This window comes from Bradyrhizobium septentrionale (assembly GCF_011516645.4).
In the GTDB taxonomy this organism is placed as follows: domain Bacteria; phylum Pseudomonadota; class Alphaproteobacteria; order Rhizobiales; family Xanthobacteraceae; genus Bradyrhizobium; species Bradyrhizobium septentrionale.
Genome location: NZ_CP088285.1, coordinates 9,327,293 through 9,339,933 on the forward strand (window position 1 = coordinate 9,327,293; position 12,641 = coordinate 9,339,933).

A 12,641-nucleotide genomic window follows, 5' to 3' on the forward strand; every position below is an offset into this window, starting at 1 on the left:
CGACATGAGAGCCCGCTGCGATGGCGCTGCGCATGATTTACAACCATTGCGCGGATGCAGTCCTTGTTCACGGAGATCCTTGATGTGCCAGCTCTGCGACGTCACTCTTCCCACCCAGACCTCACGGCGCCGCTTCCTCGCTGCCGCGGCGTGCAGCGCAGCCAGCCTCGCCCTTGCGCCGCAGGTCTTCGCCAAAGAGACGAAACCGCCGCCGAAACCGCAGAACGTGCTGTCGCCGGACGCGGCGCTGGACCGGCTGGTGAAGGGCAATCTCCGTTATGTCGAGGGCGTCTCGCGGCGGCATGATTTCAAGCACGAGCGCGAGGCGCTGGCGGGCGGACAGAATCCGTTCGCCGGCGTCCTGAGCTGCGCGGACTCCCGCATCGCGCCGGAGTACGCCTTCGACGCCGTACGCGGCGATCTGTTCGTCTGCCGCGTCGCCGGCAATTTCGCCAGCGATGAGATGATCGCAAGCCTCGAATATGCGGCGGCGGTGCTCAACGTACCGCTGTTCATGGTGCTCGGCCATGACGCCTGCGGGGCAGTCGACGCCACCATCAAGTCGCTGAAGGACAACACCACCCTGCCCGGCCATCTGCCCTCGCTGGTCAACGCGCTCGCGCCGGCCGTAAAGGCGACCGAAGGCAAGCCCGGCGACCGGCTCGCCAACGCCATCACGCAGAACGTCATCGACAATGTCGCGAAGCTCAAATCGGCGACGCCGATCCTCAGCGCCGCGGTCGATCAGGGCAAGCTCAGGATCGTCGGCGCGGTCTATCGGCTGGCCGACGGCAAGGTCGAGCTGGTCACGGACGCGAAACGACCGGCGACGTGAAAGTCAGGTGAACGTCGCTCCGCACATTCAGTGTCGTCCCTGCGAAAGCAGGGACCCATAACCACGAATGCTGATTGTTGTGCATCGCTGGAACGACGAGCCCCGTTCACAACAACCGCCGCGGAGTATGGGTCCCTGCTTTCGCAGGGACGACGTCTTCATGTGGATACAAGCGCCTCAGCCTAACGTCATCTCAGGTGAACGTCGCTTCCACCTTGCCGAGCCCCTCGAGCTCCATCACGACGGCATCGCCGGCCTTCAGCCATATCGTCTTGACCAGGCTGCCGGTCAGCACGATCTGGCCGGCATGCAGGCCGCGGCCTTCGGCGGCGAGATGATTGGCGAGCCAGGCGAGCGCATTGTGGGGATGGCCGAGCACGTCGGCGCCGGTGCCGCGCCCCTCCTCCTTGCCGTTGACGAGCGCGCGTCCGGTGACCTGGCGCAGATCGGGCACGGTGATGCGCGGCACCGCCTCGCCGAGCACGCAGCCGGCCGCGAAGAAGTCGTCGGCGATCAGCGTCGGCGCGCCCAGCGTCTCCCATTTGACGTAGCGGTCGTCGACGATCTCGATCGCCGGATAATAGGCCTCGATCGCCTCCGCGACCCATTCGGCGGTGAACGGCGCTTCGCCGGGCGCGAGATTGCGCGCGAGCCGCACCGCGATCTCGCACTCGACGCCGACATGGACGAAATCGGCCGCCGGCAGCTGCACGCCGCTGTCATGCACGACCTTCTCGAACACCCCGCCGCCGCAGGGATGCGGGATGTTGATGTATTCCTGCATCACCGCGCTGGTGCAGCCGATCTTGTAACCGACCAGGCTGCCGACCTGTTCCAGCAGCAAATCGTGCAGCGCGCGCTGCACCTCGTAGCCTTCGGCCTCGTCGCGCGGCACGACGTCCTTGGCGAGCGCCTTCAACGGCGCGCGATTGCGGCGCGCGGCGGCGATCGCCTTTGCGGCCGCGACGACCCGGTCCATCTGCGCAGCCTCCCTGATGTTCTCGGCGGGGCCGTGGCGCCCCTGCCTGCTCACAGCAATTCAGCACTCGCCGACGCATCTGGCAAGCACGCTGGACGTGAGCTGCCGTCAGGCCTTGACCAGACCGAGCCTGATCAGGCTCTCGGCGGTCGCCACAATCATCTCCTCATTGCCGCGCGGCCGCCAGCCAAGCAGGTTCTGCGCCTTGGCGCTGGTGGAACGCCGCACCTTGCCCAGCAACGGCAAGGCCGCGCGGGCCAGCGGATTGCGCCGTGCGGCGAGCCGGATCAGCCAATCCGGCGCCTGGAACCGGGGCACACGCCGCGCCTTGCTGCCGAGTTTTTCACGCAGCAGGCGGGCAACGGCAAGCACCGACAGGGTCTCTCCGGCGACCGCCAGGAAGCGCTCGCCCCTGGCCTTGGGCGAGGTCATGGCGCGCAGATGCAGGTCGGCGACATCGCGCACGTCGACGAGCCCGAAATGGATCCGCGGCACCGCCGGCATCGCGCCGTCGAGCAGCGCCTTGATGATGCCGATCGATTCGGAGAAGTCGGGCCCCAGCGCCGGGCCGAACACCGCGGTGGGATTGACCACAGCAAGCTCGAGACCATTGCCTTCGCGCGCGATGAAATCCCAGGCGGCGCGCTCGGCCAGCGTCTTGGATTTGGGATAGGCCTGCACATCACCGCCATCGAGATTGGACCAGACGGTCTCGTCGAATGGCGCCGCTTGCGGCGGATGGCCATAGCCGACCGCGGCGAACGACGATGTGATGACGACGCGTTTGACGCCGGCCTCGCGCGCCGCGCGCAACACCCGCAATGTTCCTTCACGCGCCGGAACGATCAGCTCGTTCTCGTCCTCAGGCACGTGGGCGCCGAGCGGCGACGCGACATGGAGCACGTATTCGCACCCCGAAGCGGCCTCGCGCCAGCCGTCGTCGCGCAAGAGATCGGCGGTGACGAAGCCGACCTGGTCGGGCGTATCGGCACCGCCCTCGCGCAGCATCGCGGTGACGTCCTTGCTGCGATCCGGATTGCGCAGCGTGGTGCGCACCGCGTGCCCGGCGGCGAGCAGTTGCAGAATCGTATGCGCGCCGATGAAGCCCGTTCCGCCCGTGACCAAAACCGTGCTCATGCCCTCGCCCTCTCCATGGTTCAGCGGGTCCGGACGTCACGCCGCCCACCCTGCACAGACCGCATCTGGTCACTATCTCTGTTCGGGCAAGTAGAATGAAAATCGAGACCGGTATGGAAAACAATACCAGCGATCTGTGTGACGGCGGTGACTGCGAGAGTTGCCCGACCGACCCCGCCCTGCTGCTCGAGTTCAAGCACGCGATCCACGCGCTCAGCGGCAAGTGGAAGCTCGAGATCCTGTTCACGCTGATGAATGGCGGCGTGCGGTTCGGCGCGCTGCGCCGCGCGCTCGCTCCGATCACCCAGCATATGCTGACCGCGCAGCTGCGCGAGCTCGAGCGCGACGGGCTGATCGCGCGCAAGGTGCTCACCGAGAAGCCGCTGCAGGTCGCATACGAGCTGACGGATTCGGCCTGGAGCCTGACGCCGGCCTTCCGCGAATTGCTGGCGTGGTCGAAGACATTCGGTGCCCGACGAAGCGCCGTGGCAGGCGAGACGCAGCTTGGAGTTGGAATTGACTGAGTGAGGACCGATTGCATCGGCAATGGGACTCGGCCCCCTCTCCCGCTTGCGGGGGAGGGTTGGGGTGGGGGTATCACCACGAGTCGTATTGCGGAGAGAGCCCCCACCCGGATCGCATCTAACGATGCGATCCGACCTCCCCCGCAAGCGGGAGAGGTAGACCAAGTTCGCGGAAGCGCCGCATCAACCCATGCCGAGCGCGCGCCGGATCGCGATCTCGACCGGCGAATACGCGCCGTCGTCACGCTCGAGCCGGTATGGCTCGCCGCTGCCGAGCGACGGCTGGGCCATGAAGCGCGGCCTCGTTCCCCGATGCGGTTGCGCGGCATGCACGAGGAAGGGATGGCACAGATAGACCGTCCCCGCCTCGCCCGTCGCGAACGCGACCTCGCAGTCGGCGCCCATCTCGTCGAGCACCATGCGCGCCCGGCCTCGCCCGCCGGCGCGAGGTAACGCGCCATCGGCAGGTGCGAGCCGACCCGGATCCGGGTCGGCGCGTCGTGCTCGCCGATGTCGGAGAACAGGAACAGCATCAGCAGCGCCCGGCCGCGCGACACGATGTTGACCCGCCAGGCGGAGAAGTTGCTCCGCTCGTTCGGGTCGCAATCGTCGCCGGGAAAGCTGACATCGATATGCCAGCCGGCATCGCCGGGATCGTCCGGATGCGGAAACCGCACCGGAAAGGTCCCGATGTTGTGGCGCGGCGACCAGCGGCCGGGGCCGGCGATCTGGTCGAACGCCCGATACAGCACCGGCATGTTGATCGCCTGCCGGAACGGTTCCTCGCCATAGCCCGGCAGCCGCACCACCGGATGCGTCCAGGTCGAGGGATCGTGCTCGCGGCATGGCAGGTCGCGCCACATGATGGCGCGTCCGGCATCAGCGAGTTCGCGGGGAAAGGCGTTGTCGATCCGGACAAAGCCCTGTTCGATGAATTGCTCAATCTGCGTGCCGTCAAGCGGACGCGCGTCGTCTCGATGAATCATGATTGTCTCTCAAACTGTCGCCAGCCATCGCTGCTCCGCGATGCGCGGAACCTGACCGGCTCATTCGGTTCACTGGAACCCGGCCAAGCAGATCTTGCCGGGGCGATCAGCGCTTCCTCGTGGAAGCGGGATCAGCCCAGGAAGAAGACCGAGGCGATGTTGAGAGTACGTGTCATCATAGCGGCGCGAACCTACAACCGGTGCGCACCGGGATCAATCCGTGGCGATCAACCGCCACTATTCGTCGCGATAGACCTTCTCGCGCTTCTCGTGGCGTTCCTGCGCCTCCACCGACAGCGTTGCGATCGGGCGGGCTTCGAGCCGCTTCAGCGAGATCGGCTCGCCGGTCTCTTCGCAATAGCCGTAGGTGTTGTCTTCGATGCGCTGGAGCGCCGCGTCGATCTTGGAGATCAGCTTGCGCTGACGGTCGCGGGCACGAAGTTCGATCGCACGGTCGGTTTCCGAGGACGCTCGGTCCGCGAGGTCGGGGTGATTGACGTTCTCTTCCTGCAACGTCTGCAGCGTGACCTTCGATTCGCGGAGGATCTCATCCTTCCAGGCCAGCAGCTTGGCGCGGAAATAGTCGCGCTGCCGCTCATTCATGAAAGGCTCTTTTTCAGTCGGCCGGTAGTTCTTCAGCTTTTCCAAAGGCAGCCATGTCCCTGTCAGGCGGAGGGAACAAAAACCCCTCCGCGCGGCGCCTTATATAGCCACGACATGTGACAGACAATATCTGCAACCGGGAAAGGCGGGCTGCCCCCAAGGCCTTGCACAGGCAAACTTATCCGCCCTGCCTGGGGGCCGCCCTTCGCCCTCTCTTGCGCCGCCTCCCGCCCCCTCAATAACCGACCGTGAAACGCCTGCGGATATGGGCCGGGCGCTCGATTTCGTCGGCGAGTGCAACTGCGAAGTCCTCGAACGAGATCCAGCTTTTTCCGTCGGCGGCGGTCAGGAGCTGGTCGGTGCCCAGGCGGAACTTGCCGGTCCGCTCGCCCGCCACGAACAGGGCCGAAGGCGACAGAAAGGTCCAGTTCAGGTCCTTTTCCTGCCGCAGCAGGTCGAGGAACTCGGCCCCCTTCGAGGCTTCGGCCTTGTACTGGGCCGGGAAGTTCGGGGTGGTCACCAGACGGACGCCGGGGGCCACTTCGAGGCTGCCGGCACCGCCGACCACGAGATAGCGGCCGGTCCCGGACGCCTTGGCCGCCCCGATCAGCTTGGCGGGGTAGCTGACCGAGAAATGGACGGAACTGATTGCGGCATCGTGGCCGGCCCACAGCGCGGCCAGGGCGGCCTCGTCGTTCACGTCGCCCTCCTTGGCGGTGACACCGGGCAGATCGGCGATCTTCTCCGGGTTGCGGGCGATGGCGGTGATGGCGTGGCCGCGGCGGGCGAGTTCCGCCGTGATGCGCGAGCCGGCCTGGCCGGACGCGCCGGCGATGGCGATCTTCATCTCAAGTCTCCAATTGAAGGTTTCCAATAGTGACTAGATAGCGAAATGGATGTAGGTGTGAAGAAGGCACTCTAGTCTCACCTGATTACGCCGGAGTAACCCCGATGAAAGCCGCCAGCCTGAAGCCGGACGCCTATGCCGCCAACTGCCCGACGCGCCAGATCCTCGACCGGGTCGGCGACAAATGGGCGGTGCTGATCCTGTTATTGCTGCGCAGCGAGCCGATGCGATTCAACCAGCTCCGCCGCGCCATCGAGGGCATTTCGCAGAAGATGCTGTCGCAGGTGCTGAAAAGCCTGGAGCGCGACGGCCTGCTGCGCCGCCGTGCGATCGCGACCGTTCCGGTCACCGTGGAATATTCGATCACGCCGCTCGGATCGACGCTCGCCGAAGCGGTCGATCCGCTACGCGATTGGGCCGAACAGAATCTGAAGGAAGTGCTGGCCGCGCAACGCCGCTACGATACGCAGCGCAAGGCACTGGCTGCCTGAAGGCACTGGCGTCAGTTGCGCAAGACAGGTGAGTTGATCGGGAGGAGCCTAGTACTGCCCGGCCTTGGCGAGCTCGACCTCGACGCGCAGCTCGATCTCGCCGAGCACGGCATCGAGGCCGGGATCGCCGGAGGATTCCTTCAGGTTCGCCGCCGCGCTGCGCAGCTGGCTCACGGTGGAGGGATCGAAATTGCCAGACAGCAGTCCGAGCTTGAGCGCGTCGAGCACGTCGAGCGCCCCCTTGCCGCGGGCCACCGAGCGCTTGCGGCGTTCGGTCGGGTCTTCGACGCCCTGCAGCGCGAGCAGCGCATCGAGGCTGGCGGCGGCCTTCGGCGCCGCACTGGAGCGGACCTCCTCCTGCGCGGTGGTCGCGTCCGGCAGCGAGAAGCCGCTCGACGAGGTCCGCCGCGTGGAGCTGGTCGACGTGCCAAGCGTGGTGCCGTTCGGTCCGTAGATGCGCATCGTGGTGATCCCGCAGGCCTGAATGCCGCGAGCATCGCTGTTTTATGGTTAACGGTGCGTAAACGACCCGGCAATTTCTGCCGCCACACGGCAGTTTCGCGCGCCCTGGCGAACCGGAGGCGAATGGCGCGCCGACAATTTCGATAAATATATCAATACATTGTGCCGATGAAGCGATGTGGCACGCCACTCGCATGGTTAATGGCGGATCGCCGTCATGGGAGTGTCGCGTGATCCGCGAGTTAGGTCTGAGGGGAGTTTGGGATGCCTGGCATCCGGATCGCGCGTTTATTCGGGATGGCCTGCGCCGCACTGCTGGCGCTGGCGGCGTCCGCCATGCCTGCGGCCGCGACGTCGCGGATCAAGGATCTCGCCAACATCGAGGGCGTGCGCCAGAACCAGCTGATCGGCTACGGCCTCGTGGTCGGCCTCAACGGCACCGGCGACACGCTGAACAACATCCCGTTCACCAAGCAGTCGCTGCAGGCGATGCTCGAGCGCATGGGCGTCAACATCCGCGGCGCCACCATCCGAACCGGCAACGTCGCCGCCGTGATGGTCACGGGCAATCTGCCGGCATTCGGCACCCAGGGCACGCGCATGGACGTCACCGTCTCCGCGCTCGGCGACGCCAAGGATCTGCGCGGCGGCACCCTGCTCGTCACCCCGCTGCTCGGCGCCGACGGCAATGTCTACGCGGTGGCGCAGGGATCGGTGGCGGTCGCCGGCTTCGCGGCCGAAGGCGCCGCGGCCAGCGTCGTCCGCGGCGTGCCGACGGTCGGCCGTATCGCCAACGGCGCCATCATCGAGCGCGAGATCGAGTTCGCGCTCAACCGCCTGCCCAATGTGCGCCTGGCGCTGCGCAACGCCGACTTCACCACTGCCAAACGCATCGCCGCCGCGGTCAACGACTATCTCGGCGTCAAGACCGCCGAGCCGATCGACCCCTCGACCGTGCAGCTCTCGATCCCGCCGGAGTTCAAGGGCAACGTCGTCGCCTTCCTGACCGAAATCGAGCAGCTGCAGGTCGACCCCGATCTCGCGGCGAAGATCGTGATCGACGAACGCTCCGGCGTCATCGTGATGGGCCGCGACGTCCGCGTCGCCACCGTTGCGGTGGCGCAAGGCAATCTCACCGTCTCGATCTCCGAAAGCCCCCAAGTCAGCCAACCCAATCCGCTGTCGCGCGGCCGAACCGTCGTGACGCCGCGCACCAGCGTCGGCGTCAGCGAGGACGGCAAGAAATTTGCGGTCGTCAAGGACGGCGTCTCGCTGCAGCAGCTCGTCGACGGCCTCAACGGCCTCGGCATCGGGCCGCGCGACCTGATCAGCATCCTGCAGGCGATCAAGGCCGCCGGCGCCATCGAAGCCGACATCGAGGTGATGTGATGGCGAGCCTGATCAACAGCACCACGGGCAGCATGCCGAACAAGGCGTTGATGCCGATGTTCAACGGCCGCCCCGATCCCGTGCTGCAGGACGCGATGAAGAAGGTGTCGCCGCAGCAGATCACCAAGGCGAAGGCGACCGCGACCGATTTCGAATCGATGTTCCTGAATTCGATGTTCTCGCAGATGACGACCGGCCTGAAGGGCGACGGCCCGTACGGCGACACCGTCGGCACCGGCGCCTGGCGGTCGATGCTGACCGACGAATATTCGAAGAATTTCGCCAAGGCCGGCGGCGTCGGCATTTCCAACGAGGTGTTCCGCTCGCTGATCCTGCAGCAGGCGAACAAGAGCTGATACGGTCCCAAGGAGAAGCGCGATGAACCAGCGTCCACCGCAGCGGCCAGCGCCCGCCCCCGCCGCGCGTCCCGTGACGTCGACGCCTCCGGACGTCGCGCGGCTCGCCAACGAGCTGACGGAAGTGATGAGCGGGCTGCTCGCCGTCATCGAGCAGGAGACCGAATTCGTCCGCGCCGGCAAGATCCGCGAAGGCATGCGGCTCGAGGCGCAAAAATCCGAGCTGTCGCGGCGCTACATGCTCGCGGTGGAGCACCTGAAATCGATGCAGAAGATGCTGTCGCAGACTGATCCTGAACTGCTCGCAACGCTGCGGCGTCATCACGAGACGTTCCGCGCCATGCTCCAGGTCAACTTGACGGTACTTGCGACCGCGCACGCCGTCTCCGAAGGGATCGTGCGCGGCGTCAATGCCGAGGTGCAGCGCCGCAACATCCCGAACACCTACACCGCAAGCGGACAGCGCGCCACGCCGGGCCCGCGCAACATGACGCCGATCGCGGTCAGCCGCACGCTCTGACGCGCATGCTTGCAATTTAGCTCAATTCGACGCGGCCGCGGCAGCGCGGCATTCAGCGTGTTTTCTAACACCGTATTGAGAGGTTCCCCGTAGAGTTGCGGATCGTGAGGGGTTGGGATTTGACTCAAGCAAACTAGTGCATGTGCACTACGAGGCTGCCATGAGTACAGATTTCAACATCAAGCCGGTGGGGGCACCGGTCGCGGCGCCGATGATCACTCCCGTGAGCGATGCGGCGCAGAAGGCGGTCAAGACCGAACTGCCGGCGAGCCAGAGCGTCACCGCTCCGGAGCCGAGCGTGCGCGTCACGATCGATCCCAACGCCGTCAACGCATCGATTTCAAATCAGGCGCCGTCGGTCACCGACCAGGTCATCATCGACCGCGACGCCCGCGCCGTGGTCTACCAGGTGGTCGACAATCGCACCAACCTGGTGGTGAGACAGTTTCCGGAAGAAGCCGTATTGCGCCGCCGCGCCTATTTCCACGCGCTCGATCTCAGCAAGGACGCGCCGACGCGGGCGCGCGCGACCGACCGCCGCGCATAAGCGCAGACCAACGCCCCGTCAGGTCTTCTGGGTGGCGTAGGCCTTGTCGAGATAGGTCGATCCGGTCGCCGGATCGGTGACGACATTGGCGATCAGCGCCGTCCCCTGCTGCACCAGCGAGAATTTGGTATCGCCGATCCGGAAGGCGCCGTCCTTGATCAGCACGTCCTGATACTTGCTGGTGCTATCGCTCTGATAGTGGACCTTGGCGCGGAAGCCCTCGACGTTCGACACCGAGATGTTGAACGATTTGTTGTTGGCGTATTTGCCGCTCCAGCTGCCCTCATAGAGCTTCGGATCGACAGCCACATAGGGCGTCTTTGACGGGACTGTCAGGCCGGCGGCCTTGTAGTTGGCCGACAGGATGCTCAACACGTCGGCCATATCGTGGGCTCCGTCCTGAACCGGGCGATCAGCCGCGGCCCGAGAGGCCGGCGGCGATGTTGCAGTTGATGTCGATCAGCGACTTCAGCTTCGCCGGGTCCGGATTCATCTGGATGTCGATGGTCTGCTTCATCACGAACACGCTGATGTTGGCGATGTTCTGACGCACCTCGAGCGGCTGCGGATTGTCGTCGCCCTCTGCCGCGCTGAGGAAGATCGACCACAGGCGGCGATTGAACAGCAACGCATGATCGAGCGCCTTGTCGAGGCCGTTCCAGTTCGCCTGAACTTCCTGCAGCTGCCGCGCAGCCTTCAACAGCGCCTGCGCCTCGATTTCACGTGGGGACGCCGTCGTGGTGGACGTGCGGGCGTAGGCCTGGGCTGCATTCGACATTAATGACCTCGATGGGATGCGGATTTCTCGAGCCGCGGGGACGCAATTCTAGCGCCCGATATTTATGCATCGGCCGCCTTTAAATATGGTTAGCAGGCGTTACGAAATGCGTCGTTCTGACGGCATGGATAGATACCGTAATATCCCGGAGACAAAAGAAAACGGCGGGGTTTCCCCCGCCGTTCCCTGTGTGCTTGTCGCGCTTAGCGGAGCAGCTGCAGCACGCTCTGCTGGCTCTGGTTGGCGAGCGCCAGCGCGGAGACCGCGATCGACTGGCGGGTCGACAGCGCCTGGCTGTTGGCCGCTTCCTCGTTGGTGTCGGCCAGCGTCAGGTTCGACGAACCGGTCTGCAGTACGTTGATCAGGTTCTTCGAGAAGTCCTGACGGATCTGCACGATCGAGAGGTTCGAGCCCAGCGTCGAGGCTTCGCTGCGCAACGAGGAGCTCGCCGTGCCCAGCGCCGTCAGCACCTTGTTCGCCGAGTTGTTGTCGAGGAAGTCGGTGCCCGCGGTCAGCGAGTTCAGGCCGAGGCCGGCGGCATTGAAGGTGACGCCGGTGATGCTGAGCGTGGACTTGCCGGTCTCGTTGAAGGTCAGCTTCAGGCTGTCGCCGTTCAACAGGTTGATGCCGTTGAACGACGCGTCCTGCGCCGTGGTCGTGATCTGCGCGATGGTGTTGTTGTACTGCGTCACCAGGGCGGCGCGAGCCGACTGCGAGGCCGAGTCGGCAACCGGAGCCGTGCCGGCCGCGCTGAACGTCGCGGTACCGCCGCCGGTGTTGGTGAAGGTCACCGCACCGATCGTCGAGGACGCCGCGTCGTTGGTCGTGGAGATGACGAGCTTGTTGGAGCTGTCCAGCGTCGCCGTCAGGTTGCTCGCCGCCAGCGACGAGTTCAGCTGCGCCAGCGAGTTGCTGGCCCCGAAGGTGAAGGTGAAGGCGGGCTGGCCGGCCGACGCCGCGATCGACAGCACGTCGCCGCTCTTGATGGTGGTGCCGTCGACGAGGTTGGCGGAGGTGCCGCCGAGCGCCGCGTTGGAGGTGACCTGCGACCTCGTGGTGTAGCCGGTCGGGCTCTGCAGTACCTGGTTGGCGATCGACTTCGCGGTATCGACCAGCTTCTGCAGCGAGGTGATGCCGGTGTTGGCAGCCTGCAGCACCTGCACACCGTTGCCGATGCCGTCGAGCAGGTTGTTGATGTCGCTGGCGCGGTTGTCGAGCGACTGTGCGGTGAAGAAGTTGGTCGGGTTGTCGAGCGCCGTATTGACCTTCTTGCCGGTGGCAAGACGGTTCTGCGTGGTGGAGAGCAGATCGGCGGTGGACTGGAGGGAGAGGAGGTTCTGACGAACGGAGGAGGAGAGAATGATATCGGACATTTTCATACCTTTCTGGTGTGAAACTGAGGAAAAAGCCGCGCCAATCCTTTCTGATCGGGCGGATGAGCCGATCCTGCGGTCAAGCCGCCAAGGAAAAAGAAATCTCCAGCACGGCATTTGAGACGAATGCCGAAGAATAAAATTGTCGCTATTGGGCGAAGTTCGCCGCGAAAACTACTGAGACAATTGCCGATTCCGGACGAGCGGCGACACCCGCGCCCGCCCTCTGTTTACGAAGCATTAACCATCATGGGAAAGGATCGCTGTCGCATCGGCACCTAGCCGCATCGGCGGCTGCTAAGCAGTGCCGAACACAATTTCGTTCCGCTAGCGACGACATCGCGCGACTGCCGGCAAAGGAGAACGGTCATGGCCCTGAAGGTCGAACTCAAACCGAACGAGCGCATCATCGTCGGCAATTGCGTGATCACCAACACCGATCAGCGGGCCCGCCTTTTGATCGACGGTGATCGGATTCCGATCCTGCGCGAGAAGGATATCCTGACGCCGGAGACCGCGGACACGCCGGCGAAGCTGATCTATCTGGCCGTGCAGCTGATGTATCTGTCGCCGGATCCGATGGCGCACCACCCGACCTATTTCAGCCTGGTGCGCGACATCATCACCGCGACGCCGAGCGCCTGGCCGTTCATCGAAAGCGTCAACAATTTCATCCTCAACGGCGATCTCTATCATGCGTTGAAGGAATCCAAGAAGCTGATCGCGCATGAGGAGAAGCTGCTGGAAAGCGCGCGCAGTCAGCAGAACGCCAATCAGGACGACACCCGCAAGAGCGCGTAGAGCATGATCCGGA

At 64.9% G+C, this 12,641-nt stretch carries 17 protein-coding genes and 1 pseudogene; 9 read left to right on the forward strand and 9 right to left on the reverse strand.

What is annotated here, in order from left to right; all coding sequences use genetic code 11:
- The first annotated feature begins 82 nt into the window (after window positions 1-82).
- Entirely contained in the window at window positions 83-835 is a 753-nt protein-coding gene (locus HAP48_RS46915) for a carbonic anhydrase (protein ID WP_166207300.1), read from the forward strand.
- Between the two features lie 193 nt (window positions 836-1,028).
- Here HAP48_RS46915 and HAP48_RS46920 read toward each other — a convergent pair whose 3' ends face one another.
- Together HAP48_RS46920 and HAP48_RS46925 are read right to left on the reverse strand one after the other, a co-directional pair.
- Window positions 1,029-1,814: a 2-keto-4-pentenoate hydratase gene (locus tag HAP48_RS46920; protein WP_166207303.1), complete on the reverse strand. Its 786-nt coding sequence runs from the start codon at window positions 1,812-1,814 to the stop codon at window positions 1,029-1,031.
- Window positions 1,815-1,922: 108 nt separating this feature from the next.
- Complete coding sequence (locus tag HAP48_RS46925; RefSeq protein ID WP_166207306.1) at window positions 1,923-2,951, reverse strand: SDR family oxidoreductase; 1,029 nt, start codon at window positions 2,949-2,951, stop codon at window positions 1,923-1,925.
- Window positions 2,952-3,064: 113 nt separating this feature from the next.
- On the opposite strand from HAP48_RS46925, the gene HAP48_RS46930 reads away from it, so the two are divergent.
- Entirely contained in the window at window positions 3,065-3,475 is a 411-nt protein-coding gene (locus HAP48_RS46930) for a winged helix-turn-helix transcriptional regulator (protein WP_166207309.1), read from the forward strand.
- 183 nt (window positions 3,476-3,658) lie between these two features.
- Here HAP48_RS46930 and HAP48_RS46935 read toward each other — a convergent pair.
- From HAP48_RS46935 to HAP48_RS46945, 3 genes and pseudogenes are all read right to left on the reverse strand, one after another.
- Window positions 3,659-4,461 (reverse strand): annotated as a pseudogene (locus tag HAP48_RS46935) (phytanoyl-CoA dioxygenase family protein).
- Window positions 4,462-4,698: 237 nt separating this feature from the next.
- The gene (gene dksA / locus HAP48_RS46940; protein ID WP_170991616.1) at window positions 4,699-5,064 is read right to left on the reverse strand and encodes an RNA polymerase-binding protein DksA; all 366 of its coding nucleotides are present in this window, start codon (window positions 5,062-5,064) and stop codon (window positions 4,699-4,701) included.
- A gap of 235 nt (window positions 5,065-5,299) precedes the next feature.
- Window positions 5,300-5,911 (reverse strand): NAD(P)-dependent oxidoreductase, encoded by a 612-nt coding sequence (locus tag HAP48_RS46945; protein ID WP_166207312.1) that lies wholly within the window; start codon window positions 5,909-5,911, stop codon window positions 5,300-5,302.
- 104 nt (window positions 5,912-6,015) lie between these two features.
- On the opposite strand from HAP48_RS46945, the gene HAP48_RS46950 reads away from it, so the two are divergent.
- Window positions 6,016-6,402, forward strand: a complete 387-nt coding sequence (locus HAP48_RS46950; RefSeq protein ID WP_029085377.1) for a winged helix-turn-helix transcriptional regulator — start codon at window positions 6,016-6,018, stop codon at window positions 6,400-6,402.
- A gap of 48 nt (window positions 6,403-6,450) precedes the next feature.
- Here the strand turns inward: HAP48_RS46950 and HAP48_RS46955 are convergent, their stop codons facing one another.
- On the reverse strand, window positions 6,451-6,864 hold the full coding sequence (locus tag HAP48_RS46955; protein ID WP_166207315.1) for a flagellar assembly protein FliX: 414 nt from the start codon (window positions 6,862-6,864) through the stop codon (window positions 6,451-6,453).
- A gap of 264 nt (window positions 6,865-7,128) precedes the next feature.
- Between HAP48_RS46955 and HAP48_RS46960 the strand changes: the two genes are divergently transcribed.
- From HAP48_RS46960 to HAP48_RS46975, 4 genes are all read left to right on the forward strand, one after another.
- Window positions 7,129-8,253, forward strand: a complete 1,125-nt coding sequence (locus HAP48_RS46960) for a flagellar basal body P-ring protein FlgI (RefSeq protein WP_166207318.1) — start codon at window positions 7,129-7,131, stop codon at window positions 8,251-8,253.
- On the forward strand, window positions 8,253-8,609 hold the full coding sequence (gene flgJ, locus HAP48_RS46965; protein ID WP_166207321.1) for a flagellar assembly peptidoglycan hydrolase FlgJ: 357 nt from the start codon (window positions 8,253-8,255) through the stop codon (window positions 8,607-8,609). Before HAP48_RS46960 ends, flgJ begins: the two co-directional genes overlap by 1 nt.
- A 22-nt stretch (window positions 8,610-8,631) precedes the next feature.
- A complete protein-coding gene (locus HAP48_RS46970; RefSeq protein ID WP_166207323.1) occupies window positions 8,632-9,129 on the forward strand; it encodes a hypothetical protein in 498 nt (165 codons plus the stop codon).
- 160 nt (window positions 9,130-9,289) lie between these two features.
- Complete coding sequence (locus tag HAP48_RS46975) at window positions 9,290-9,676, forward strand: hypothetical protein (protein ID WP_166207326.1); 387 nt, start codon at window positions 9,290-9,292, stop codon at window positions 9,674-9,676.
- Between the two features lie 18 nt (window positions 9,677-9,694).
- Here the strand turns inward: HAP48_RS46975 and HAP48_RS46980 are convergent, their stop codons facing one another.
- The 3 genes from HAP48_RS46980 to HAP48_RS46990 form a co-directional block, all read right to left on the reverse strand.
- The gene (locus tag HAP48_RS46980) at window positions 9,695-10,060 is read right to left on the reverse strand and encodes a hypothetical protein (protein ID WP_166207330.1); all 366 of its coding nucleotides are present in this window, start codon (window positions 10,058-10,060) and stop codon (window positions 9,695-9,697) included.
- A gap of 28 nt (window positions 10,061-10,088) precedes the next feature.
- A complete protein-coding gene (flaF, locus tag HAP48_RS46985; RefSeq protein ID WP_029085370.1) occupies window positions 10,089-10,454 on the reverse strand; it encodes a flagellar biosynthesis regulator FlaF in 366 nt (121 codons plus the stop codon).
- Between the two features lie 203 nt (window positions 10,455-10,657).
- Window positions 10,658-11,827: a flagellin N-terminal helical domain-containing protein gene (locus tag HAP48_RS46990; RefSeq protein WP_166207334.1), complete on the reverse strand. Its 1,170-nt coding sequence runs from the start codon at window positions 11,825-11,827 to the stop codon at window positions 10,658-10,660.
- On the opposite strand from HAP48_RS46990, the gene HAP48_RS50325 reads away from it, so the two are divergent.
- Window positions 11,814-11,948: a hypothetical protein gene (locus tag HAP48_RS50325; RefSeq protein WP_275949196.1), complete on the forward strand. Its 135-nt coding sequence runs from the start codon at window positions 11,814-11,816 to the stop codon at window positions 11,946-11,948. The two genes, HAP48_RS46990 and HAP48_RS50325, sit on opposite strands and share 14 nt — an antisense overlap.
- Before the next feature lie 248 nt (window positions 11,949-12,196).
- On the forward strand, window positions 12,197-12,628 hold the full coding sequence (gene flbT, locus HAP48_RS46995) for a flagellar biosynthesis repressor FlbT (RefSeq protein ID WP_029085368.1): 432 nt from the start codon (window positions 12,197-12,199) through the stop codon (window positions 12,626-12,628).
- The last annotated feature ends 13 nt before the right edge of the window (window positions 12,629-12,641 follow it).